Consider the following 24691-nt stretch of genomic DNA (forward strand, 5'->3'; position numbering starts at 1 on the left):
CGACCCGATGCCCCAGCCGCCGCACCCGAAGCTGATCATCCTGGACCGGGATGGCGTGATCAACCACGATTCGCCGGACTTCATCAAGTCGCCCGACGAGTGGATTCCCATCCCCGGTTCGCTGGAAGCGATCGCGCGCCTGAACCAGGCGGGGTATCGCGTGGTGGTTGCGTCGAACCAGTCCGGCATCGCGCGCCAGTTCTTCGACATCACGACCCTGAACGCGATCCATGCCAAGATGCACCGGCTGGCGCTGCAGGTCGGGGCTGAGATCGAAGCCGTGTTCTTCTGCCCGCACGCGGCGGCGGACAACTGTGACTGCCGCAAGCCCAAGCCGGGCATGTTCGCGGAGATCTCGAAGCGCTATCAAGTCAGCCTGAAAGGCGTGCCGACGGTGGGCGATTCGCTGCGCGACCTGCAGGCAGGCTTCATCAGCGGGTGCGTGCCGTTCCTCGTCATGACGGGCAAGGGCGAGAAGACGCACGTCACGGGCGGCCTGCCACCGGGGACGCTGTCGTTCCCCGACCTGGCCGCCACCGTGCAGCACATACTGAAACAATCCGCCGCGCCCACCGCAGCGGTCAACTGATATTCTGGAGAGTCGCGTTGCGTAAAGCCGTACTGTTTTTGCGTTCCCTGTTGTTTGCGGTCGTGATGGCGATTGCCACCGTGATCTGGTGCTTCGTCTGCATGCTGGCCGCGCCGCTGCCATACAACAAACGCTATTACGTCACGTCGCGCTGGAACGTGTTCATCATCTGGTGCGCGAAGGTCATCTGCGGCATCCGTTACGAGTTCAAGGGTTACGAGAATTTCCCCGATTCGCCGGCGATCGTGCTGTCGAAACACCAGTCGGCATGGGAGACGATCTTTCTGCTGGCGAACCTGCCGCGACCCCTCGTGTTCGTGTTCAAGAAGGAGATCCTGTACATCCCCTTCTTCGGCTGGGGCATCGCGCTGTTGCGGATGATCCCCATTGACCGCAAACAGGGCAAGAATGCGTTCAGAATGGTGGTGGCGCATGGCAAACGCCGCCTGAAAGACGGCCAATGGATTATCATGTTCCCTGAAGGGACACGCATCCCCGTCGGCCAGGCCGGCAAGTACAAGAGCGGCGGCACGCGCCTCGCGATCGAGACCAAAGTACCGGTCGTACCGATCGCCGTGAACTCGGGCGAGTGCTGGCCAAAGAATTCGTTTATCAAATATCCGGGCAAGATCACGGTGTCGGTCGGTAAGCCGATTCCGTCGGAAGGGCAGACGCCCGATGGCATGATGGAACAGGTGGAACAGTGGATAGAATCAGAAATGCGCGTCATTTCGCCCCACGCCTACAACGCTGGCTAGACGAACTGGCCACGAACAGGTCGGCGGCGCAGGGTGACGGCGAACAGCCAGGCGCCCCGCGGCTCGACCTGTTTGCAGGTGGCGTCACTCCGGCGGCGCCATCGTCCGCCGCTTCTTCCGTCAGTGCCGCTTCGCCTTCCGCCGTACCCTCTCCCACCGTTCCTTCGTCGTTCCCCGTTCCCGCTCCCGCCACCGTGAATCTGCTGCGCCCACCGGTGCCGCTGCGCCGTCCCGACCCCGTCGTCACGCCGGTTCCCGGCCTGGACAAGCGCCAGACGCTGGTGGGCGAATTCGTCCTCGAGTACACGCTGCGCCGCTCGACCCGCAACTCGATCGGCTTCATGATCGACGACGATGGCCTGCGCATCACGGCCCCCAGGCGCTGCACGATCGCCGACATCGAAAACGCGATCCACGCCAAGCGCAACTGGATCATGACGAAGCTGGACGAGCGCCGCCAGCGCCGCGCCGCGCGGCTGGAAAAGCCGCCAGTGGAATGGAAGGACGGCGCGAAACTGCCCTACCTGGGCGGCGAAATCACGCTGCGGCTGTACGTTGCGCCGCGCAACCGCACCGAGTTCAATCCGGCCACACAGGAACTGTCGATGGGCCTGGTGTCCGGCGCCACCGAGCAGCTGGTCAAGGAGCGCGCCAGGAACTGGTACAAGCAGCAGGCCGAGGGACTGTTCCAGCAACGCCTGGACCTGTATGCTCCGCGCGTGGGGGTGCAGTATTCGGCGTTCTCGCTGTCCTCGGCGGATACGCGTTGGGGCTCCTGTACCGTGCAGCGCGCCATTCGCCTGAACTGGAAGCTGCTGCAATTCTCGCTGCCCCTGATCGATTACGTGGTCGCGCACGAGCTGGCGCACATCCACGAAATGAACCACAGCCCCCGCTTCTGGGCCCATGTCGGGCGCGTCTACCCGCAGTACGAGGAAGCCAAACAATTGCTGCGGCGCCGTTCGCAGGAGTTGACGCCATTGTGGACGTAACCCGGGGAAGCCGAAACAAAAGGAGAATCGTTGCGAGAGAACGGTACAGTGGCATCGCGGGCGTGGACGAAGGTCTGCCCGATACCATCATCGGTGGGGAGCCTTCCGGCACTCATCAAAATGAGCGTTTAGGGTGGTACGTCTGGACACGCGACAATGCTCCCAAGTGCGGTTTCTGCGCCGTTCTCCAAGGCCACTTACCGTGGACATGGAGCCGATGTCGGTGCGGACGCTAGCTCTTCTCGCTAACCCCGGCGATATTCGCCTTGCGAAATGTCAAAGACACCCGCCGGCCGCGCTTGCCCCACTTTTCATTCAAACGTTTTCGGATTTCATGGGTCCACTCGTGGCGAGCCTCCCCCTGCATAACGATAGCGCTGCCTCTTTCCAGCACTACCGATGTCTTATTCTTACTCACGCGGTGGCTGAAGATCATCTCCCATGATTCAAGGAGGCTTATGGTCACAATCGCGCCGCGGAAGCAGGACTCACAATCGACATGCGCGGCAATGCCTTGCTTCCCGATGTACTCGTTAACAATGACTTGATCCGGCATTTCTTCCGTTAATCCAGCTGCGACCAAGCGTGTAGCCAGCGGCATCGCCCAAGCTGGTAATGGCCCAAGGTATCCGCCAGGGCTCAACTTGCGGGCTTTATAATCGTAGCGCCAACCATAATGCTGCACACGGCGGGACAAGTCGTCGAGCCACACCGCGCGATCCACGGCCTCTATCAGCTGGCGCTCCTCGTCGGCGGTAATAAATTCAGGCACGCAGAGAAGCCCGGGCACATTGGAATCCTCATGTTCGGCCAACAATGAGGCCTGTCTGGGTGCCATGATCCGTTGCGACATCGGCGCTAGCGTCTGCGGCTGGGGTGGGTCTGGCAGTTGCTTCGCGATAGAAGCATGCGATATCCAGTGCTTGAAGCCTTCCTCATCGATATCGTGATTCAGCGTCAGTGAATCCGATAAGGCTAGTGTGATCGCCCCCTTGACAACGATGCGGCGGTTGGAAATGCGTACACTGCCTTCGCCAGACCAGCTCAGGGCTCCGTCGGCGATGCGGATAACAGGATGCGCTAACGAGGGTTGTCGGGCCTGCACCAGCGCAAGCGCAGCGTCGCGTACGTGCCGATCCTTCAGGTCGCTGAGATACCAACGGCCACGGCTGTTTTGCCTGCGCTGCGCCAGAAGGGTGCCGCCTGCGCGAATACTCAGGGATGCATCTTCTGCGCTCCATACTGGATCCTCATCATCATACCAAGGCCATACCAGCGCAGGTTGAGACGACGACTGCATCCGCCAGGTCCGAAGCGCCAGCCAATACCTTCCTTCGGGCAATCCGGTAAACCTGGGTTCAAGATCACGATATCCGGTAATCAGGCCTGCCAGTGCTGCCGCAGTCATCCACACGGCTGGCTGCATTCCTGGCAGATCTGTCTTCCACGTTTCAAACCGATCGGCCGTTGGCCGCAGCAGGACTAATTGCAGCGCCATTCCGAGCGGGTCCCGATCGCCGTCGGCGATATCAATAACTTTTTGGTCGCCAAGCAACAATGCAGTGTCTTCCTCCAGTGCGGCAAATAGCTCCCGGCCTCCAAACTCGGCAGCAGCCTTACCGATGATTTCGCCAAGCAAGTCGCGGCGGTTCCACCCCTCCCTGATACGATGCACTGTGAACGTGTCGATCATCGCCCGCCATAGCGCCAGGTCCCTGGAATCGGTCTCTGTCCGGGCCCCGGCTTCTACCCAAGGTGGCTCGTTCCACCATGCGCAAGCAGCATTACTCTCGAGGATCCGTCTGCTTGCGAAAGCTCGACAGAGGGTACTCAACCAGGGTGGCGTGGACGGCACGCTCCATACGGCCATTGCCGCGGCGCCGCGCAGTGCGTTCCATACCGCAGGCGGGCGCAATGCGTTGACACCTGGATGCCGTGCCGACGTTTCGCGAAAAGCCACGTGTTTCACAATAAGCGGCTGGTCGAAATCGGCGAGGTTCGCGAAGCCTTTACTCATCGCGGCAAGCCGGGTCCTTTCCGCTTCTGTTGCAACCGAAAACTCCGCAATGGCGGTCAAAGGAATCGGCGCAGCCCAATACACGCCTTCGTCGCGCAGGCTCGCTTCTGCGAGCATGCCCGAACGCCATTCATCATCGCAGTTGATTGGTACTTCAAAGTCAGGCAGGCGTCTGGAATCAATCCACATTACGACTGGAATCCTGTCGCCACATTCCACCTTGTAAGGCTGGTTGATCCCGAGCCAGAAGCCACTTTCTTCCGTCGCCGGTACCCACCACTCATCCGCTAGCAGCTGAAGCCACCTGCGATGGTCACACACGATTGCCAGCTGAACTGCCTGGTTCTGCGATTGCCTCTCTCCGAATGCCAGCTCATCAACCAAGGGTGGTGCGTTTATGGAGTTTAGCGAGCTCGTCATCGGGTCAGCAGATTTGGAGGAGGCAGCGCGTCGATCTGTGCCTTCGACAGTGGCGTTACACCATTTACGACTGTCAGCATATGCTTGGCTCGGGCACATAGCATGTACATCTGCCGGAACTGTGCCAGCGTTCTACAGGGTAAGGCATCCTGGACACCCTGCAGAAATACGGCATCGAATTCGAGTCCAATGACGGCCTTGTCGGTCAACACCGTGATGCCTGGTTCATATGTGAGTATGGCATCCTCCTGGCCGGGTTCACTGTTGCTAGTGTATGCGTCAACTCGTCCTCCCGGCAATAGCGCCAGAAGATTTGCCCGCAAGACGTCCGTGTCATCTTTTCGTCCGACAATCACACCGATGGAGCCTGCCTGGTTTTGAAATCTGTACGCAATACGCGTCGCCAGCGCATCCCAGTCTGCGACAGCAATCAGTTCAGGAATGTCGCCACTACGCGGGCGTACGGCAATCGCGGGAATCGCATGCTCGGCGCGGTGAAAGTGCTCTGCTACACGAGCTATCTCGGGCGTATTGCGATGATTTCGCGTCAACCTGATCGGCGCTGGCAACCCTGCTGCTCGGATATCGCTCAATGACGCGTGCTCATCATTGGTCGTCTGGTTCTCGTCAGCGAAAACGGTGAGAAAGCCCCCACCGAAGGCAATCGCCCATCGAAAGAAGCCGGCAGGAAGATTTTGCCCCTCATCGACGATCAGGTGATCACAGGGGGCCTTCGCACCATCCTCGGCAAAGTCGGCGCACACGCGATCCCAATCGTACACGTAACGCCTTAGTTCGGGTATATAACCGCGGTCGAGCCGCATATACTCCGTCGAGACATACGCATTCATCGTTACACATCGTATGCCTTCGAGCTGTTGTTTCGCCAGCGCCGCGAGCATCCGATTCTTCGTTACCAGGACGACACGTTTTCCCTCATTGCTGGCCTGCCGCGCTCGCAGTACCGCGAGCGCGGTTTTGCCTGAGCCTGGAGGACCAACCACAAACATGTGCTGGTCAAACGGCTGTTCGAAGGCCGTCATCTGTTCGTCGATCAAATCGTCCAGTTTCGGTAAATTCATCATGACTTGGACTCCAGCGAAATTTCTGCGATTTCGGGCCGATAGAACAGCTCATAGCGTAACGGGGCCGGATTCTTGACACCACCGTACACGATGCCTTCCCCGCCCGCCCTGTGGCGAAACCCTGTCTTGATGAGTGCGTCGGAAAATTCCGGGAACTTCATGTTTCGAACGGGCAGGACACTATTCGTGTACAGCACGACTACCGCTCCAGGCCCAATATCAGTCAGAGTTCGGGCCAGTTGCGCAACGGTATCTACAGCTTTGAATGATTCGCTGGCCAGTAAATACGACGCAATCACAATCGTCAAACGGCCATGCTTGCGCTCATGCTGTATCTGCTCGAGTCCAGCAAGAAACTCACAGCGCGTCTCCTCGTGAAATGCATTCGATTGCTGCGCAGCACAGTACAGCTTTTTCCCGAGCGTAAGCATGGATAGCGCCCGATCGACGCCGTAATAACGGAACGAACAATCCGCACCGAGTGCAGCGGCAAATGCCAGCCCTCCGGTGAATGGTCCGCACCCGAGGTCGAGGATCGTGCAGCGGTCAAGCCTGCTTTTGTCCCCCGATTGCATCGTCGTAAATGCCTCGATCAACTCATCGAGATGACGCGGCTGGTTGTAGCGCGCATAAAGGAGAGCCCTGTCGTCCGAGCTTAGTGTGCCATGACTGGCGGCGAAATCAGCGCGCCCCCCCTCGAGCACATCCGTAAAGATCCGGTCTTTCGGCCAACCGAGGTAAGTCCCGCCGACAGAGCGGTCGTCGCGGTCAATTTCATCGACAATGTACTCGCTGTAGAGGGAGGAAAGCCAGTCCGGCCACATAAGATTTTTCCCGGTAAAAAAACCCATGGTACGTTGGGAATTTTCTTAGTGCCGAAGCCAAACATTGAGCCAGATCAATTCTGCGATAGCGAACGCTACCGTCTAATGTAGTAGGGCCACGCCGGTAGTACGCAGCCTCAATCCGCCAACGGCGGCAGCAGCGCGATGGTACGGGCGGTGGCGCCCCGGTGCAGATTGGCGAAGGCCAGCGCATGGCGGCCCATTGCCGCGCGCGCCGTGTCGTTGGCCAGCAGCTGGCCCGCCTGCATCATCAGGTCGGCCGCATCGGCCACGCGCATGGCGCCGCCGGCGGCGAGCGCGTCTTCCGTCACCTGGGCAAAGTTGAACGTGTGCTGGCCGATCAGGACGGGCTTGCCCAGCGCTGCCGCTTCGATCAGGTTCTGGCCGCCCAGCGGCTGCAGGCTGCCGCCGATGAAGGCGACGTCGCAGGCAGCATAATAGGCGAACATTTCGCCCATCGAGTCACCCAGCACAACGCTGGTGTCCGCATCCACGCCTTCGGCGAGCTGCGAGCGCCTGCGCACCGACAGTGACCGCTCACGGACCATCGACTCGACGGCATCGAAGCGCTGGGGGTGGCGCGGCACGATCAGCAGCAGCGTAGCGGGTGGCAGTGTCGCTCGGGCAGCCTTGAACGCATCAAGGATCAGTTCCTCCTCGCCCTCGCGCGTGCTGGCGCACAGCAGCACGGGCCGCTGCCGGCCAAACCATTCGCGCAGGTGCATGCCAGTGGCGACCATTGCCGGCGGCACCACCACGTCGAACTTGATGGAGCCGGTGACGGCCACGTTGGCCGCGCCGAGCGAACGCACGCGCGCGGCATCGTCTTCCGTCTGCGCGGCCACCAGCGATATCTCGGCGGCCGCGTCGCGCATCACCTTCCCCAGCTTTTGCGCCTTGCGCAGCGAGCGATCCGACAGGCGCGCATTGGCCAGCACCACCGGCACGCGCGCGCGCGCGCAGCCTGCGATCAGGTTCGGCCACACTTCCGTCTCCATCAGGATGCAAAGGCGCGGTTCGAAATGACGGATGAAGCGGCGTACCAATCCCGGCATGTCGTACGGCAGATAGGATTGCACGAGCCGGGCGCCGTGCTTCGCGAACAGGCTCTTGCCGGTGGCACGGCCCGTGGGCGTCATGTGCGTCAGCACGATGCGTCCGCGCGGATACTGTTTCAGCAGTGCGTCGACGAGCGGCTCGGCCGCACGCGTTTCGCCAACCGAGACGGCGTGCACCCAGATCGTCAGCGGCTCGTCGTTGGCGGCGCGCCGGCCGTAAATGCCCAGCCGCTCGTTCCAGTGGCGGCGATAACCCGGCTCCTTGCGGCCGCGCAGCCACAGGCGCAACAGCACCAGCGGCAGCGCCAGCCACCAGACCAGCGTGTAGACGTGGCGGATCATCGCGGCGCGAGCAGGCTCTTGGCCGCGGCGATCACCTCGGCCGCCGCAGGCGGTGCGCCCCGGTCGCCCAGATTGACGATCTTCGGCGACCAGTTGCCTTCCGTCTTCCAGCGCGGCGAATCGCAGTAGATTTCCACCACCGGCCGGCTGAAGGCGGCGGCGATGTGCGTCAGTCCCGTGTCGACGCCGACGGCCAGCGCGGCATGGCGCGCCAGCAGCACGGCATCGGCCATCGACAGTTGCGGCAGCACGCGCGCGTTCGGCAGTGCCGCCGCGAGCGTTTCGGCTTCGGCCTTTTCTTTCGGCGAGCCCCATGGCAGCAGGATGGGCATCAAGGCCAGCGCCTGACCCAGTTCGATCCAGTTGGCGGGGGCCCATTTCTTGGCGTCGCGCGCCGTGCCGTGGAAGTAGACGACGTAGGGTTCGGCCGGCATCCACGCCGGCCTGGCGGCGTCGGGCGCTACGTCGGGCAGGCCGAAGTTAGCCGGCGTATCGACCCGGTAACCCAGCGCGGCGGCAACGACCAGGCGTCCTCGCGCGACGGCATGCGTGCGCGGATCGAGCGGAATGCTTTTGGAATGGAAGATGCGCGAGATGCCTTCGTAGCCGGAACCCTCGCTGCCGTTGGCCAGACCGACCTTCTGGCCGCCGCGCACGACCCGGGCGGCGCCCATGATGACGCCAGTCTTCAGGAGGCCCTGCGTGTCGAACACGTAGTCGTATTCGACTTCGCGCAAGGTGCGGAAGAACTGCCCGATTTCGCCGCGCACCGATTTGTCCGACAGCTTCTTGCGCCAGCGCCGCAAGGCGAACGGAATGATGTTGCGCACCATGGGATTCAGGCGGACGAGGCTCACGTAGCCCTCCTCCACCACCCAGTCGATCTGCGCGTTGGGAAAGTGGCGACGGATGTCCGCCACGATCGGCATGTTATGCAGCACGTCTCCCAGCGAGGAGACGCGCACCAGCAGGATATTCATCCGAACCGCTGCAGGCGAATCAGAACGGCAGTTCAGCGTCCGGCTTGGCGGCCAGGATCACGCTGCGGAACTGGCCCTGGATGCGCTCCAGCGCTGCCGGCGTCTCCGCCTCGAAGCGCATGACGATCACGGGCGTCGTGTTGGACGAACGGGCCAGGCCGAAGCCATCCGCGTATTCCACGCGCAGGCCGTCGATGGTGATGATGCGCTCGTTGCCTGGGAACGTGGCGTCGCTGCGCAGCTTGTCCATCAGCGTGAAGTTCTCGCCTTCGTTCAGGTGCAGGTGCAGTTCCGGCGTGCTGTCGGATTGCGGCAGGGCGTTCAGCAGCGCAGACGGATCCTGCTCTTTCGTCAGGATCTCCAGCATGCGCGCGCCGGCGTAAAGGCCGTCGTCGAAGCCGTACCAGCGGTCCTTGAAGAAGATATGGCCGCTCATCTCGCCGCCCAGCGGTGCGCCCGTTTCCTTCAGCTTGGCCTTGACCAGCGAGTGACCGGTCTTGTACATCAGCGGCTTGCCGCCCGCCTTTTCGATGTACGGCGCCAGGTGGCGCGTGCACTTCACGTCGTACAGGATCTGTTCGCCCGGATTACGCGACAGCACGTCGGCCGCGAACAGCATCATCTGGCGGTCCGGATAAATGATCTGGCCGTCCTTGGTAACGAGCCCTAAGCGGTCGCCGTCGCCGTCGAAGGCCAAGCCGATCTCCGCGTCGGTCTCCGCCAGGCAGCGGATCAGGTCCTGCAGGTTTTCCGGGTGCGCCGGATCGGGGTGGTGGTTGGGGAAATTGCCGTCCACTTCGCAGAACAGTTCGATCACTTCGCAGCCCATGCCGCGATACAGGTCGCCCGCGAACGCGCCGGCCACGCCGTTGCCGCAGTCGACGGCGATCTTGATGGGACGCGAGACTTTCACGTCGCCGATGATGCGTTCCAGGTAGGCCGCACGGATGTCGTGGGTGCGATAGCTGCCCGGCTGGGAGGCAAACTTGCCTTCGTTGTCCAGGATGCTCTGGTACAGGCCCGTGATGGCGTCGCCGTAGATCGCTTCTCCGGCCAGCACCATCTTGAAGCCGTTGTAGTCAGGCGGATTGTGGCTGCCCGTAACCATGATGCCCGATTTCGAATCCAGCACGTTGGTGCCGAAATACACCATCGGCGTGGCCACGACACCCAGGTCGACGACATCGACGCCGGCGGACTGCAGGCCTTCGGCCAGCGCGGCGGCCAGCGCAGGGCCGGACAGCCGGCCGTCACGGCCGATCACGACACTCTTTTCGCCGCGGGCCACAGCGGCCAGGCCGAACGCGTGACCGATTTTGCGGGCAATGCCCGCATCCAGCGTTTTATCGATGATGCCGCGGATATCGTAAGCTTTGAAGATGGATTTGGACAGGGAGACCATAGATGTGAGTGGGTGTGCCTGGGCCACGGTCGCGGCCGGCTTTCAAGATTGGAAACATCGGTATAGTAAGTGCGATACCGATATCAGGCAACCCCTGCCCGTCCATCGTCGGCCAGGCACAAGCAACAATGGGGCCTTTCGGCCCCATTGTTGCTTGTCGCTCGATTTGTCAGATTCGCAGTTCGTCGATGGCCTTGCCGGAATCGACCCATTGCTTGACCCATTTCGGCTGGCGACCGCGGCCGGTCCATTGCTGCGTCGTATCGTCCGGATTACGGTAACGGGCGGCGACGGTGCTGCCTTTGCCACGACCGCCGGTGGCGATCAGATCTTTCAGCGGCAGACCCACGCGCTGGGCGATCGCAAATATCTGCTCGCGTGCCTTTTGCAGGTCCTGGGTTTCGCGCCTTTTCAGTTCACGGCCAATCTGCTCCTGCAGCTGGCGCAATTCGGCAGGCGACATATTCGACAGATCCATCGCATTTTCCTTTATATATATAGTACCCAGTGAAGTACCGGGCATAGTACGGGAACGAGATTCTGACCGAAATATACACCAAGTTCAAATTTTTGCTAGTTTCTTTTGTGCCGGATCATCCAGCGCGGCGCTTTAAATCGCACGATCCGCACATATAACCACACATAACTGATAATGAAGAGGCAGCAAAACAGCATCAGCACCCAGGTATAGCGCCAGAATACTGTTGCGGGAATAACCGCCATCAGCGAGAACATCCACAGATAAGGCGACGTCAGCGAATTACGGCGCATCAGCGCGCGCGCATCCTTACGGCCGACGGCCCACTGGACGACGCGGCGAAAGATCAGGCTGTGCAGATGAATACCATCCGGCATGGCAGGAGATTTACCGCGGATAAACATGCGGCGATAGACCGAAAACAGCGTTTCGAACGCCGGGTAGATCAGCAGCAGCGCAGCATACCAGGTGGACACCTGCGGATTGCGCATCACCAGCAGCAGCGCCAGCTCGCCCAGCATGAAACCGATAAAGTAGGCGCCGCCATCGCCAAGGAAAATCAGTCCGACGGGATAGTTCCAGATCAAAAAACCGGCCGTGGCGCCTGCCACCATCAAGGCGGCGACCAGCACGAACATATCGTTGACCTGCAGCGCCACATAACCCAGCGACAGCAGCATGCAGATCGTGACGACGCTGGCCAGGCCGTTAAAGCCATCGATGATGTTAATCGCGTTGGCAATACCGGCCACCGACAGCACCGTCAACGGCAACGTCAGCCAGATATACGGCAGCGGCCATGCATCGGCAACCCAGTCGATTCGGTCGATACGCGCATCCAGCAGGTAATAGCCGAGCAATGCGGCGATCATTGTAAGAATCAGGCGGCGCGCGGCGCTGACGCGGCCCGTGTAATCCTCGACAATACCGCCGATAAATGCACAGCTGGAGCAGGCAATCAGCGACAGCATCCAGGTCGTCATCGCCGGCACGCGCCAGACGGAAATACAGGCGGACAGGCCTACGGCCAGGAATATCGACAGGCCGCCAATTCGGGCCACCGTGTGGGCATGAACTTTCTGCACGCCGTGAAAATCGGCATCGAGCGCGGGGCCGTGCAGGCGCACTTCTTTGATGACCAGCAGGGTCAGCAAGGCAGACGCGACAAAGCTTACTAGGAAGGAAAACATTTATACATTAATCTTGGTGGGAAGCCTGGCGCTTTTGCCGCGTTGCAGCACTGGCATGCTCGCATGCCAACCAGTGATTGTACCGGATTAATGGGGAGAAACTGGAAAATCACCGGCGCACGGGGCGGACAACGGCCGTCCATGCCCCACCCGCGCCGCTGTGCTTATTGCATGCACTTATTGCATGCACAAACGCAGCGCCTCTTGCCAGTCGGGCACATGGCCAAAGCGCTCCAACAATCGCCGGGAAGACAGCACCGAATACTGCGGCCGTCGCGCCGGCGTTGGGTACTCGGCCGAAGCGATCGGCACAACGCGGCAGTCGATGCCGGCCTGCTCGACGATTGCCTGCGTGAACCCGAACCAGGTGGTCCGCCCCTGGCTGCTCAGGTGATAAATGCCGCCGCACTCCTGCCACCAGCCTGCATCGAAGCCAGCACTGGAGCCATGCGCCCGCGCCTGGGCTAGGATCGTCGCCGTCGTGTCGGCAACTGTGCGACTCCACGTGGGTGCGCCATGCTGGTCTGCCACGACGCGCAGCTCGTCGCGCTCCCTGGCCAGCCGCAGCATCGTCAGCAGGAAGTTCCTGCCACGCATGCCGTACACCCAGCTCGTGCGCAGGATGAGGTGCGCCGCACCGCTGGCGGCAATGGCCCGCTCGCCGGCCAGCTTGCTGGCACCATACACGTTGACGGGACCCGTGGCATCGGTCTCGGCGCGCGCGCCGGGCTCAGTGCCTGGAAAGACATAGTCGGTCGAATAATGCACGAGCACGGCGCCCAGGCGCCTGGCTTCCTCCGCCATCACGCCGGGGGCCTCGGCATTGATGCGAAACGCCAGTGCCGGCTCGCTCTCGGCCTTGTCCACGGCCGTGTAGGCGGCCGGGTTGACGATGAGTTGCGGCCGCACGTCGCGGATCACGGCGCGCACCTGATCGAGGTTCGACAGGTCCATGCGGGCCCTGTCGACGGCCACCACCTCGCCGAGGCCCTGCAGGCTGCGCTCGAGCTCATAGCCGACCTGGCCACCGCATCCCGTCAGCAGGATTTTCATGCGAATACTTCCACCTGCGTCAGGGGCAACGCCTTCTGGTCCTTGGCCGACAGCAGGGGCATGCCGTCCAGCGGCCACTCGATGCCCACTTCCGGATCGTTCCACAACAGCGCGCGCTCGTGCTCGGGCGCGTAATAGTCCGTGGTCTTGTACAGGAACTCGGCAAACTCGCTCGTTACGGCAAAGCCGTGCGCAAGGCCGGGCGGAATCCAGCACTGGCGCTTGTTCTCGGCCGAGAGCTCGACACCGAACCATTGGCCGAACGTGGCGGAGCTCTTGCGCAGGTCCACGACGACATCGTAGACGCTGCCGCTGACGACGCGCACCAGTTTGCCCTGCGCCTGCCGGATCTGGTAATGCATCCCGCGCAGCACATTGCGCGCGGAGCGCGAATGATTGTCCTGCACGAATGCGGCGTGAATGCCGGTCAGGTCGGCAAAGCGCCGGGCATTGAAGCTTTCGAAGAAGAAGCCGCGCTCGTCGCCGTACACGGTCGGCTCGATCACCAGCAAGCCCTCGATGGGCGTTGTCGTCACTTTCATTGCCGTGCCACCTTGTCTTCGAGGATGCGCAGCAGATACTGGCCGTACGCGTTCTTGCGCAGCGGCTCCGCCAGACGGCGCACCTGCGCGGCATCGATATATCCCTTGCGGTACGCAATCTCCTCCGGGCAGGCTACTTTCAGACCCTGGCGCTTTTCCAGCGTGGCGATGAACTGCGATGCGTCAAGCAGCGACTCGTGCGTGCCGGTATCGAGCCACGCCATGCCTCGCCCCATCACTTCCACGCGCAACTGGCCGCGCTCCAGGTAGGTCTGGTTGACGTCCGTGATTTCCAGCTCGCCGCGCGCCGATGGCCTGATGGACGCGGCAATGTCGCACACCTGGCTGTCGTAGAAATACAGGCCCGTTACCGCGTAGTTCGATTTCGGCACGGCGGGCTTTTCCTCGATGCTGACCGCGTTCAGGTCGCTGCCGAATTCGACGACACCGTAACGCTCCGGGTCCTGCACGTGGTAGGCGAACACGGTGGCGCCGGCCGGTTCGCTGGCGGCGTGGCGCAGCATCCGTTCCAGGTCGTTGCCGTAGTAGATATTGTCGCCCAGGATCAGCGCGGACGGCGCGTCGCCGATGAACTCGCGGCCGATGATGAATGCCTGCGCCAGCCCGTCCGGCGACGGCTGCACCGCATACGACAGCTCCACGCCCCACTGGCTGCCATCGCCGAGCAGGTCGCGAAAGCGTTCCGTGTCCTGTGGCGTCGAGATGATCAGGATCTCGCGCATCCCGGCCAGCATCAGCGTCGTCAGCGGATAGTAGATCATCGGCTTGTCGTAGATCGGCAGCAGCTGCTTGGAGACGCAGTTCGTGACCGGATACAGGCGGGTGCCGGAACCGCCCGCCAGGACGATGCCCTTGCGGCGCGGTACGGATGCGGTGTCGTTCATCGGACGTCTCCTCGGTGGACGTAGTTCGTTTCGACCCAGCGGGCATAGGCGCCGGACTGCACGTCCGCCACCCAGTCCGGATGATCCAGGTACCACTGCACTGTCTTGCGGATGCCCGTTTCGAACGTCTCGGCCGGCCGCCAGCCCAGTTCCCGTTCCAGCTTGCGCGCGTCGATCGCGTAGCGGCGGTCGTGGCCAGGACGGTCCTGCACGTAGGCGATCTGGCTGCGGTAGCTGCCGCCGTCGGCCTTCGGTTGCAGGCTGTCCAGGATGTCGCACAGCGTATGCACGACGTCCAGGTTAGTCATCTCGTTCCAGCCGCCCACGTTATAGGTTTCGCCCGGGACGCCGGCGTCCAGGACCCGGCGCGCCGCCGCGCAGTGATCCGCCACGTACAGCCAGTCGCGCACCTGCCGGCCGTCGCCATAGATCGGCAGCGGCTTGCCCGCCTGGGCGTTGGCGAGGATCAGGGGAATCAGCTTCTCCGGGAACTGGTACGGGCCGTAGTTATTGGAGCAGTTCGTCGTCAGCGTCGGCAGGCCGTAGGTGTGATGGTAGGAGCGCACCAGGTGGTCGGACGCCGCCTTCGATGCCGAGTACGGGCTGTTCGGCGCATAGGCCGTGGTTTCCGTGAACGGCGCATCGTCGGGGCCGAGCGTGCCGTACACCTCGTCGGTGGAGACGTGCAGGAAGCGGAAGGCCGCCTTGCCCGCAGCATCGAGCGCGCTCCAGTAGGCACGCGCCGCTTCCAGCAGGGCGAACGTGCCGTTGATATTGGTGGCGATGAATTCGGCCGGACCGTGGATCGACCTGTCCACGTGGCTTTCGGCGGCAAAGTGCACGATGGCGCGCGGCTGGTGCTCGCGCAGCAGGGCCAGCACGTGCTCGCCGTCGCCGATATCGCCGCGCACGAACACGTGGCGCGGATCGTCCTGCAACGCTGCCAGGTTGTTGACGTTGCCGGCGTAGGTCAGCTTGTCGAAATTGACGACGCCCTCGTCGCCTTGCGCCAGCCAGTCCAGCACGAAATTGGCGCCGATAAAACCGGCCCCGCCTGTCACGAAAATCATTTAGTATCCCAGTCTTGTAGTTGCGTTAGTAATAACCCTGATCGATCATCCCGATTGTCTGTAACGCGCTTGCCGCTTAACTGTGCTGTTTCTAGGAACTTGAATGCGGACGACGTCCCCCGGAATCTATGTCATCGGTGACTTACAAGGCTGCCATGCCGAAACGGTAACGCTGGTAGAAGGTATTTTCGCACGCGAACACGACTTGGGGCAGCCTCCGCCATCAATTCTGTTTTGCGGAGACCTGATCAACCGCGGCCCCGATTCGCTCTCGACACTGCGCTACGTACAGGCCCTGAGCCAGGGCAGCGGCGGGCGCATCGACGCGGTGCTGGGCAACCACGACCTGCACCTGCTGGCCGTTGCCAACGGCATCCGCCCCGAATCCGGTTCCGATACGCTCGATACCATCCTGGCCGCGCCGGACCGGGAAGCGTTGCTGCACTGGCTGCGCCACCGGCCCATGGCGCTCTTCGCCGGCGGCAACCTGCTGGTGCACGGCGGCGTGCTGCCGCAATGGACGGCGCAGCAGACCATGGCGCTGGCCGGCGAAGTGGAGGCGGCGCTGCGCAGCGACGGGTGGACGGGATTCCTGGCCGAGATGTACGGCAACCTGCCGGACCGCTGGGACGACGACCTGCGTGGCGCGGCGCGGCTGCGCTGCATCGTCAACGCCCTGACGCGGATGCGCTTCTGCACCGCCGATGGCGTAATGGATTTCAAGCTGAAAGAAAGTGCGACGGTCGATCCCGCCACGGGCCTGATGCCGTGGTTCGCCGTGCCGGGACGGCGCACGGCCGACGTGACCGTCGTCTTCGGCCACTGGTCGGCACTGGGCCTGCGCATCGAGCCGAACCTGGTGGCGCTGGACAGCGGCTGCGTCTGGGGCGGCCAGCTTTCCGCCGTAAGGCTGGACGACAAGTCGCTGCTGCAGGTGCAGTGCCCCGAGTTTCGCAAGGCCGCCGGTAAAGAAAACCGGTGACAGGCGCCCTTTTCTGATACTGGGGACAGGCGTTCGCCAGCGCCCTCCTCAGGCGCTGCGCGTCGCTGGCAGGTCCGGCTCGTCGTCGTCGACCGCCGGATCGACGGGCTCCTCTTCCTCCTCCGGCACCGTCTCGACAATCCCCAGCGCCTGCCGGATCGCCTCCTCCGTCGTCTCGGCCAGCTGGCGCCGGTGCGCGCCTTCCGCCTTGATCGAGCGCAGGATGGTGACGCGGGCACGGATCGGCGGGCCGCTGAGGATCGCCATCATGCTTTGTACGAACGTCATGTCACCCACGAAGTCCACAGCGGGATGCAGCTTGCGGGCGTTGTCCACGTAGCTGATGGCATACGGCTGAACTCTTGATTTCGCATCCACGGCCGCCTCGAACAGGTTGGCATGAAACGGCAGCAAGGTGCCCTGCGGCGCTGTCGTCCCTTCCGGGAAGAACGCCACGCGCTGACCGGATTTCAGCGCCTGCACCAGGCCTTCGAACGCCTTGCGCAGATCGCGCCGGTTGCCGCGGGCAATGAATACGGTGCCGGCCTGCTCGACCAGCCAGCCGGCCAGGGGCCACGCCCGGATCTCCGCCTTGGCGACGAAGCGGCATGGGTAGAGCGCATTGATGACGAAGATATCCAGCCACGAGACGTGGTTGGCCACGACCAGGGCGTGCGCTTTCGGCGCCGCGCTACCGGCCGTGATCTGCACGGTGACGTTGCAGATGGCGAGCAAGTGGCGCGACCAGCGCCGCACGTGGATTTCCCGCGCCGCACCGTCCGCCCACGGGAACACCAGTGCGCAGATCGCCAGCCCCACCAGCAGGTGCAGGATCACGCGGGCGATGCGCAGCGCCAGCAGCATGGTGTCGCCTTACGCCGCGTTGCGTTCGAAGGCCACGTGGCCGGACACGATGGTGGCGCGCACCTGCCCCGCCATTTCGTAGCCGAGGAATGGCGTGTGCTTGCCCTGGCTGGCCAGTGCCGGCGCTTCCACCAGCCAGCGCGCGGCCGGGTCGAACAGCACCACGTCCGCATTGCTGCCCACGGCCAGCGTGCCGGCATCGAGCCCGGCCACCCGTGCGGGCGCCGACGTCACGCGGGCCAGCGCCTTGAACAGCGCATCGCCGGGACCGTGGTGACCGCCCAGGTCCTCGGCCCACTTCAAGGTCAGCGACAGGAGCAGCTCCAGACCCGTGGCACCGGGCGACGCTTCGGCGAACGGCAGCAGCTTTTCGTCGTCGTCGACCGGCGTGTGGTCCGAGCAGATCGCGTCGATGGTGCCATCGGTCAGCGCGGCGCGGATCGCATCGCGGTCGCGCTGGCTGCGCAGCGGCGGCGTCAGGCGCGCGTTCGGGTCGAAGAAGTTGATGTCGGCATCCGTCAGATGAATATGATGCGCGCCGACGTCGCAGGTGACCGCCAGGCCTTCCGCCTTGGCCGCACGCACCAGCTCCAGGCCCGCGGCGGACGAGATGCGGCACAGGTGCACTTTCGCCCCGGTCGCGCGCAGCAGTTCGAAAATCGTGTGCAGCGCAATGGTTTCGGCCATCACCGGCACGCCGGACAGGCCCAGGCGCGAAGCCAGCGGGCCGCTATGCGCCACGCCGCCCTTGCCGATGTGGGCATCCTGCGGGCGCAGCCAGACGGTGTAGCCGAACGTCCTGGCGTACTGCAGCGCGCGCAGCAGCACGGTCGTGTCCTCGACCGGCACTTCGGCGTGCGAGAAGCCGATACAGCCGGCTTCCGTCAGCTCGGCCATCTCCGTCAGCGCCTTGCCCTTCAGGCCCATCGTCAGCGCGCCCAGCGGATGCACGTGCGCCCCATTCAGGCCGCGCGCCCGGTGCTTCAGCATTTCCACCAGGCCCGGCTCGTCCAGCACGGGGTCGGTGTCCGGCGGGCAGACCAGGCTCGTGACGCCGCCCTGCACGGCCGCCTGCATTTCCGATTCCAGCGTGGCCTTGTATTCGTAGCCCGGCTCGCGCAGCCGGGCCGACAGGTCGACCAGGCCCGGGGCCACCACGAGGCCCGTCGCGTCGATGGTGCGCGCGGCCGTGAAGCCCTCGGGCGCCGCGCCGACGGCGGCAACCTTGCCGTCGGCGATGTACAGGTCCTGCACGGCGTCCACGCCGTTGGCCGGGTCGATCACGCGGCCGTTCTTGATATGGATAGTTGTCACTGCGTTCGTCACTTCTTTTGTCCTTGCGCGGTTAGCCCTGCGCAGTTATCCCTGATTACCGGCCAGAATACTCATCACCGCCATGCGGACCGCGATACCGAACGTCACCTGCGACAGGATCACGGCCTGCGGGCCATCGGCCACGGCCGATTCGATCTCCACGCCGCGGTTCATCGGGCCCGGGTGCATGACGATCGCGTCCGGCGCCGCCAGGGCCAGGCGCTCCTGCGTCAGGCCATAGCTCTTGAAGTACTCCTGCGCCGACGGCAGCAGCGCGCCGCTCATGCGTTCGTTCTGCAGGCGCAGCATGATGATGACGTCGACATCCTTCAAACCCTCGTCCATGTTCGTGAACGTGCGCACGCCCAGCTGTTCCAGGCCGCCCGGCAGCAGCGTATGCGGGCCGATTGCGCGGATCTCCGGGACGCCCAGCGTCGTCAGCGCGTGAATGTCGGAACGGGCCACGCGGCTGTGCAGGATGTCGCCCACGATGGCCACGCGCAGGTTGGTGAAGTCCTTCTTGTAGTGCCGGATCGTGTACATGTCCAGCAGGCCCTGCGTCGGGTGGGCATGGCGGCCGTCGCCGGCGTTGACGACGTGGACGTGGTTCTGCCGCGTGTCGTGCAGGTGCTTGGCGATCAGGTATGGGGCGCCCGAAGACGCGTGGCGCACGACGAACATGTCGGCATGCATGGCCGACAGGTTGTCGATCGTGTCCAGCAGCGATTCGCCCTTGCTGGCCGACGATGCCTGGATATTCAGGTTGATCACGTCCGCCGACAGGCGTTTCGATGCGATCTCGAACGTGGTGCGGGTGCGCGTGGAGTTCTCGAAGAACAGGTTGAACACGCTTTTGCCGCGCATCAGCGGCACCTTCTTGACCTCGCGGTCGGACACGCTGACGAACGACGATGCCGTGTCGAGAATCTGGTTGACGATGGCCTTCGGCAGGCCTTCGGTGGTGAGCAGGTGCTGCAGCTCGCCGTGTTTGTTCAGTTGCGGATTAAGCATGATCGCGTTCGATGGTCAGTTTGAATTGTCCCGTTTCGGACTGCTGCAGGCGCAATGCCTCGCCGGGGCCCACGCGGGTGTGGGCCGCGACGAAATCGGCGGCCACCGGCAGCTGGCGCTCGCCGCGGTCGACCAGCGCGGCCAGCAGGATGCGCGCCGGGCGGCCATAGTCGAACAGTTCGTTGATGGCCGCGCGCGTGGTGCGGCCCGTGTACAGCACGTCGTCCACCAGCACGATGGTGGCGCCGGCCACGTCGAAGGCGATGTGGGTCGGCTTCACTTCGGCCGGCAGGCCTTTTTTCGCATAGTCGTCGCGGTAGAACGAAACGTCGAGCACACCTAGGCGCGCCGTCAGGCCCAGGTCGCGCGCCAGGCGCTCGGCAATCCAGGCGCCGCCGGAATGAATGCCGACGATGGCCGGCTCGTGGGCACCGGCGATGCCGGTCCTGACCTGGTCCAGCAGCGCGGCGTACAGCGCCTCGGCGTCCAGGGTTTGGGGATCAAGTTGGGGCATAGGAATCGTTATTGAGGAAAATACTGGTCGAAATACTGTTGCAGGATAATGGCGGCGGCGCGGTCGTCGATGACTTCGCCGCGCCTGGCCTGGATCACGGCGGAGGAATAGCGCTCGTCCACCAGCTCGACGGGAATATTGAAGCGGCCGTGCAGCTGGTTGGCGAAACGGCGGCAGCGCGCCGTCATGTCGTGCTCGGCGCCGTCCGGATGCAGCGGCAGCCCGACGACGAATCGCGTCGGGCCCCATTTGTCGATCAGCGCCGCGATGGCGCCAAAGCGGGTCGCATTGTCCTCGCCCCTGATGACGGCCAGCGCAGACGCCTGGCCGATCATCGTGTTCCCCATCGCTACGCCGATACGTTTGATGCCGAAGTCGAAGCCGAATACCGTTTCTGGAGCAGACACTGGATCAGGCATGGCCCGCTTCGGAAGTGAGCATCAGCGGGTCGATGCCCAGCAGTTTCATGGCGGCGACGTAACGCTCCTCGATCGGCGTCTCGAACAGGATGCCGGGGTCGGCGCCCACCGTCAGCCAGCCGTTGCGGCTGATCTCGTCTTCCAGCTGGCCCGGACTCCAGCCCGCATAGCCGATCGAGACCAGCATGCGCTGCGGACCGGCGCCGCGGGCGACCGCCTCCAGCACGTCGATGGACGTGGTAAAGGCCACTTCGCTCGTGACGGTCAGCGACGACGAATAGCGTGCCCCCGGCGTGTGCAGAACGAAGCCGCGGTCGTCCTGCACGGGGCCGCCGAACATGATGGGCTTTTTCACCATCGCATCGCGTCCGGCCGTGATTTCCAGATCGATACGCTCGAACAGCGTGTCCATCGTCATGTCCGTCGGCTTGTTGATGACGACGCCCAGCACGCCGTTCTCGTTGTGCTCGCAGACGTAGACGACCGTTCCGCCGAATACGGCATCGTGCATCGACGGCATGGCGATCAGAAAATGGTTCGCCAGATTCAGGGCAGGCGTGGTCATGGAATCGGATTGCTGCAAAGGATCGTCGCTTCGCTGTAACAGTCCGGGCACAGGTAGAGGTTTGCTGACTTTGCTTTTCTTCATACGCTGCTCTCTCTGCTGGGGCTGATTCGTAGGCAAATCTGGTCTGTAAAACGGTCGCAAACTGTCGTGCTCAGCTGTCTGCACAGCTTGTCATGCAGAAGTGGCAGAACTGTCGTGTCGGACCGCATTGTAGGGCATGTGAATTTCCATTCCAAACGGAAATTCTGATCCGACATGGCGACAGTTTACTATGAATTGCCGGAACGGCCACCGAATCCGAGTTTTGCGCTGTCCCGCAGTCGTACTGCCGTTGGCGCCCGATCGAGCTGATTGTAGGCAATAATTCTCCTTCCCTCTTTGACCTTGAGCACAGAAAATGCCCGTAAGCAATCCCTCCCCGGCAACGTTGGTCTGGTTACGCCGCGACCTGCGCTCCTTCGACCACGCCGCGCTGCATCGCGCCCTGCAGGAAGGCGGGCCGGTGTATTGCGCCTTCGTCTTCGATACCCCCATCCTGGCCGGACTGCCGCGTGAGGACCGCCGCGTGGCCTTCATCCATGCGACGCTGACGGAGCTGGCAAGCGAACTGGAAAAGTTGGGTGGCCACCTGATCGTCCGCCACGGCGATGCACGCGACGTCATCCCGGCACTGGCGGCGGAACTGGGTGCCGCGACCGTCCACGCGAACGACGACTACGATCCGCAGGCCATCGCGCGCGACCGGGCCATCGCCGCGGCGCTGGAGCAGAGCGGACGCCGGCTCTGCCTCCATAAAGACCACGTGATCCTCCACAAGGAAGAGGTGCTGTCGCAAGCGGGCAAACCGTTGACGGTGTTTACGCCATATAAGAACGCCTGGCTGAAGAAGCTCAATCTCGACCCGTCTCTGCTGGCGCCACTGCATGTCGATCCGTACGCCGCGCGTCTGGCGCCGGGACGCAGCACGCTGCCGACGCTGGCGCAGCTGGGCTTCGACGACGTGGATCTTGCCGCCATCGGCATCGAAGGGGGCATGACGGGCGGCGCGGCTGCGTTCGACGCCTTCGTGCCGAAACTGGCGCCATATGGCGTCGCGCGCGACTTCCCCGCGCAGCGGGGCACGTCGCAGCTGTCGCTGCACCTGCGTTTCGGTACTGTTTCCATTCGCCACGTGGTACGCACGATACGCGACATCGCAGCCGCCGGTCATGGCGGCGACGGCGGCGCCGTCTGGCTGGCCGAACTGATCTGGCGCGAGTTCTACCAGCAGATCCTGTACCACTTCCCCCACGTCGTCCGTTCCGCGTTCAAGCCGGTCTACGACCGCATCCAATGGGAGACCGGCGCCGAAGCCGATGCCATGTTTGCCGCCTGGTGCGAAGCCCGCACCGGCTACCCGCTGGTGGACGCGGCCATGCTGCAGCTGCACCGCACAGGCTTCATGCACAACCGGCTGCGCATGGTAACGGCCAGCTTCCTCGTCAAGGATCTCGGCATCGACTGGCGCCGCGGCGAAGCCTGGTTCGCGCTGAAGCTGAACGACTACGAACTGGCCTCGAACAACGGCGGCTGGCAGTGGGCGGCATCGTCCGGCTGCGACGCCCAGCCGTTCTTCCGCATCTTCAACCCCGTCACGCAGTCGCAGAAATTCGACGCGGAGGGCACGTTCATCAAATCCTTCCTGCCGCAGCTGGGCAAGCTGAACGCAAAAGAGATCCACGCCCCATGGCTGGCGCCAGGCAAGGCGGCCGGCTATCCGCCTCCCATCGTCCAGCACGACGTGGCGCGCCAGCGCACGCTCGAACGTTACGCGGTCGTGAAAGCATAAACCCGGGACAGACGCGGTTTGGGGGAAATATTTCCTTGAATGGGGGACTGTCCCCGTTTTTGGGAAAGATTGCCCGCGCGGTATAGTAGCGATTCCCTGACTCCGGTATAGCTTATGCCCTACCTTCCCCGTCGCCGCACGCTTGCTTACCTGGCCGCTTCCGGCTTGGGGCTGTGGGCGTCCCCTTTGTTCGCGGCATCACCCGCCGAGCGGCTCACCGCCGCGCAGTTGCGGGCCGACCTGGCGTTCGTGCGCCGGAAGCTGGGCGACACCCATCCCGACCTGGCGTTCTCGGCCGACGTGGCCGCCGTCGACGGCGCGTTCGCACGTCTCGACGCCGCCGCGCGAGACGGCCTGACCCGCGACGAAGCGTGGCTCTTCTTCAGCACAATGAACCCGATGTTCGCCGACGCCCACGTCCTGATCGGCTATCCCGACTGGCGCGGCGACGTGCGCAGTCACCTCGCTGCGGGCGGCACGCTGTTCCCCTACGAGGTCGAGCTGAATGAGGGCGATCTGGTCATCTCGGCCCTGGCCGGCGGCGCGGCCACGCCGTTGCAAGGCGCCCGCATCGTCGCCATCGACGGCGAGCCCGCCGCCGCGACCACCGCGGCATTGCTGCAGCGGATGCATGGCGACACGCCGTCCTTCCGCGCCAGCCTGCTGGCCCGGCGCTGGTGGTTTTACTTCTGGAAGCTGCGCGGCGCGCCGGCCAACTACCGGCTGGCACTGGCGCGCGATGGCCGCACGTGGACCGTCAACGCCCCCGGCAGCGCCGCATTGCCATCGCTGCTGCGTACGGAGGCATCGTTCGACGAGCAGTTCCGGCTGGCGTTCCGCGCCGACGGCAGTGCCGTGCTGACGGCGGCCTCGTTCGCCCCCGCCGAACCGGCGCGCGTGCTGGAATTGTTCCGCACCGCGTTTGCCACGCTGCGCGAGCAGGGCACGCGCGAGCTCACCATCGACGTCTCGGCCAACGGCGGTGGCGACGATGCCATCTGGCTGGAGGGCCTGATGCCGTATCTCGCCACGCAGCCCTACCGCACGGGATCGACGTACCGCAAGAAGGTGCTGGAGACGAATGCAGCGAAGGGCGAGCAGGCCGGCCAGGTGGTGCGCGGCGAGATCGCCACGTGGCATCCGCCGCAGCCGGACAACCCGCTGCGCTTCAAGGGCCGCGTGCGGGTGGCCATCGGACCGGCCACGTATTCCTCCGCCGTCCTGTTTGCCAACGTCATGCGCGACTTCGGCTTTGCCACGCTGGTCGGCACTGGCAACGCCGTGCGGCGCGCGCAGTCGGGCGGGGTGCGCGACTTCATCCTGCCGCAGTCGGGGTTGACGATCTCCGTGCCGCGCTTCGTGCTGGATCCGCCGGGCGGGGGCGGCGGCTTGCTGACGGTTTCCTAAGGCAGCCGGACGTCGGGACAGGCCGCGCGGCGGACCGTCCTGAAGGTGCCGGTCCCCG

The 24691-nt window shown here is 63.6% G+C and carries 24 protein-coding genes; 6 read left to right on the plus strand and 18 right to left on the minus strand.

Features of this window, described 5'->3' with window-relative positions; all coding sequences use genetic code 11:
• The first annotated feature begins 7 nt into the window (after positions 1-7).
• The 3 genes from gmhB to E1742_RS26750 are packed head-to-tail and all read left to right on the plus strand — an operon-like array spanning position 8 to position 2339.
• Positions 8-589 carry a D-glycero-beta-D-manno-heptose 1,7-bisphosphate 7-phosphatase gene (gmhB, locus tag E1742_RS12010; RefSeq protein WP_134385090.1) on the plus strand — a complete coding sequence of 194 codons (582 nt, stop codon included), beginning with the start codon at positions 8-10 and terminating at the stop codon, positions 587-589.
• A 17-nt stretch (positions 590-606) separates the two neighbouring features.
• Positions 607-1347: a lysophospholipid acyltransferase family protein gene (locus E1742_RS12015; protein WP_134385091.1), complete on the plus strand. Its 741-nt coding sequence runs from the start codon at positions 607-609 to the stop codon at positions 1345-1347.
• Complete coding sequence (locus E1742_RS26750; protein ID WP_229466744.1) at positions 1293-2339, plus strand: M48 family metallopeptidase; 1047 nt, start codon at positions 1293-1295, stop codon at positions 2337-2339. Before E1742_RS12015 ends, E1742_RS26750 begins: the two co-directional genes overlap by 55 nt.
• 232 nt (positions 2340-2571) lie before the next feature.
• Here the strand turns inward: E1742_RS26750 and E1742_RS12025 are convergent, their stop codons facing one another.
• The 12 genes from E1742_RS12025 to rfbB form a co-directional block, all read right to left on the minus strand.
• On the minus strand, positions 2572-4545 hold the full coding sequence (locus E1742_RS12025) for an alpha-ketoglutarate-dependent dioxygenase AlkB (RefSeq protein WP_166793467.1): 1974 nt from the start codon (positions 4543-4545) through the stop codon (positions 2572-2574).
• 227 nt (positions 4546-4772) lie between these two features.
• Positions 4773-5861 carry an ATP-binding protein gene (locus E1742_RS12030; protein WP_134385093.1) on the minus strand — a complete coding sequence of 363 codons (1089 nt, stop codon included), beginning with the start codon at positions 5859-5861 and terminating at the stop codon, positions 4773-4775.
• On the minus strand, positions 5858-6712 hold the full coding sequence (locus E1742_RS12035; protein WP_134385094.1) for a small ribosomal subunit Rsm22 family protein: 855 nt from the start codon (positions 6710-6712) through the stop codon (positions 5858-5860). Before E1742_RS12035 ends, E1742_RS12030 begins: the two co-directional genes overlap by 4 nt.
• A gap of 110 nt (positions 6713-6822) precedes the next feature.
• Positions 6823-8103 (minus strand): lipid IV(A) 3-deoxy-D-manno-octulosonic acid transferase, encoded by a 1281-nt coding sequence (waaA, locus tag E1742_RS12040; protein ID WP_134388140.1) that lies wholly within the window; start codon positions 8101-8103, stop codon positions 6823-6825.
• Positions 8103-9086, minus strand: a complete 984-nt coding sequence (gene waaC, locus E1742_RS12045) for a lipopolysaccharide heptosyltransferase I (protein WP_134385095.1) — start codon at positions 9084-9086, stop codon at positions 8103-8105. The genes waaA and waaC overlap by 1 nt, the downstream gene beginning before the upstream one ends.
• Positions 9087-9105: 19 nt before the next feature.
• Entirely contained in the window at positions 9106-10488 is a 1383-nt protein-coding gene (locus E1742_RS12050; protein ID WP_134385096.1) for a phosphomannomutase/phosphoglucomutase, read from the minus strand.
• Positions 10489-10657: 169 nt separating this feature from the next.
• On the minus strand, positions 10658-10966 hold the full coding sequence (locus tag E1742_RS12055) for an H-NS histone family protein (RefSeq protein ID WP_134385097.1): 309 nt from the start codon (positions 10964-10966) through the stop codon (positions 10658-10660).
• A 95-nt stretch (positions 10967-11061) separates the two neighbouring features.
• Positions 11062-12156, minus strand: coding sequence for an MraY family glycosyltransferase (locus tag E1742_RS12060; protein ID WP_134385098.1), 1095 nt, complete (start codon positions 12154-12156; stop codon positions 11062-11064).
• 177 nt (positions 12157-12333) lie between these two features.
• The gene (gene rfbD / locus E1742_RS12065) at positions 12334-13209 is read right to left on the minus strand and encodes a dTDP-4-dehydrorhamnose reductase (RefSeq protein ID WP_134385099.1); all 876 of its coding nucleotides are present in this window, start codon (positions 13207-13209) and stop codon (positions 12334-12336) included.
• Positions 13206-13751 (minus strand): dTDP-4-dehydrorhamnose 3,5-epimerase, encoded by a 546-nt coding sequence (gene rfbC / locus E1742_RS12070; protein WP_134385100.1) that lies wholly within the window; start codon positions 13749-13751, stop codon positions 13206-13208. Before rfbC ends, rfbD begins: the two co-directional genes overlap by 4 nt.
• The gene (gene rfbA, locus E1742_RS12075) at positions 13748-14656 is read right to left on the minus strand and encodes a glucose-1-phosphate thymidylyltransferase RfbA (protein WP_134385101.1); all 909 of its coding nucleotides are present in this window, start codon (positions 14654-14656) and stop codon (positions 13748-13750) included. Before rfbA ends, rfbC begins: the two co-directional genes overlap by 4 nt.
• Positions 14653-15726 (minus strand): dTDP-glucose 4,6-dehydratase, encoded by a 1074-nt coding sequence (gene rfbB, locus E1742_RS12080; RefSeq protein WP_134385102.1) that lies wholly within the window; start codon positions 15724-15726, stop codon positions 14653-14655. The genes rfbA and rfbB overlap by 4 nt, the downstream gene beginning before the upstream one ends.
• A gap of 103 nt (positions 15727-15829) precedes the next feature.
• Between rfbB and E1742_RS12085 the strand changes: the two genes are divergently transcribed.
• Complete coding sequence (locus E1742_RS12085) at positions 15830-16708, plus strand: symmetrical bis(5'-nucleosyl)-tetraphosphatase (protein WP_134385103.1); 879 nt, start codon at positions 15830-15832, stop codon at positions 16706-16708.
• Positions 16709-16756: 48 nt separating this feature from the next.
• On the opposite strand, the gene E1742_RS12090 is transcribed toward E1742_RS12085, so the two are convergent.
• From E1742_RS12090 to E1742_RS12115, 6 genes are read right to left on the minus strand one after another with little or no spacing between them, the layout of a single operon-like run.
• A complete protein-coding gene (locus E1742_RS12090; protein WP_134385104.1) occupies positions 16757-17572 on the minus strand; it encodes a lysophospholipid acyltransferase family protein in 816 nt (271 codons plus the stop codon).
• A 9-nt stretch (positions 17573-17581) separates the two neighbouring features.
• The gene (locus E1742_RS12095) at positions 17582-18886 is read right to left on the minus strand and encodes a dihydroorotase (protein WP_134385105.1); all 1305 of its coding nucleotides are present in this window, start codon (positions 18884-18886) and stop codon (positions 17582-17584) included.
• 45 nt (positions 18887-18931) lie between these two features.
• Positions 18932-19897 (minus strand): aspartate carbamoyltransferase catalytic subunit, encoded by a 966-nt coding sequence (locus tag E1742_RS12100; protein ID WP_134385106.1) that lies wholly within the window; start codon positions 19895-19897, stop codon positions 18932-18934.
• On the minus strand, positions 19890-20411 hold the full coding sequence (pyrR, locus tag E1742_RS12105) for a bifunctional pyr operon transcriptional regulator/uracil phosphoribosyltransferase PyrR (RefSeq protein ID WP_134385107.1): 522 nt from the start codon (positions 20409-20411) through the stop codon (positions 19890-19892). Before pyrR ends, E1742_RS12100 begins: the two co-directional genes overlap by 8 nt.
• A gap of 8 nt (positions 20412-20419) precedes the next feature.
• Entirely contained in the window at positions 20420-20830 is a 411-nt protein-coding gene (gene ruvX, locus E1742_RS12110; protein WP_134385108.1) for a Holliday junction resolvase RuvX, read from the minus strand.
• Positions 20823-21479, minus strand: coding sequence for a YqgE/AlgH family protein (locus E1742_RS12115; protein ID WP_134385110.1), 657 nt, complete (start codon positions 21477-21479; stop codon positions 20823-20825). The genes ruvX and E1742_RS12115 overlap by 8 nt, the downstream gene beginning before the upstream one ends.
• Positions 21480-21795: 316 nt before the next feature.
• On the opposite strand from E1742_RS12115, the gene E1742_RS12120 reads away from it, so the two are divergent.
• Entirely contained in the window at positions 21796-23226 is a 1431-nt protein-coding gene (locus E1742_RS12120) for a cryptochrome/photolyase family protein (protein ID WP_134385112.1), read from the plus strand.
• A 114-nt stretch (positions 23227-23340) separates the two neighbouring features.
• Complete coding sequence (locus E1742_RS12125; RefSeq protein ID WP_134385114.1) at positions 23341-24633, plus strand: S41 family peptidase; 1293 nt, start codon at positions 23341-23343, stop codon at positions 24631-24633.
• Positions 24634-24691: the final 58 nt, after the last annotated feature.

It is taken from the genome of Pseudoduganella plicata (assembly GCF_004421005.1).
Lineage (GTDB): Bacteria > Pseudomonadota > Gammaproteobacteria > Burkholderiales > Burkholderiaceae_D > Rugamonas > Rugamonas plicata.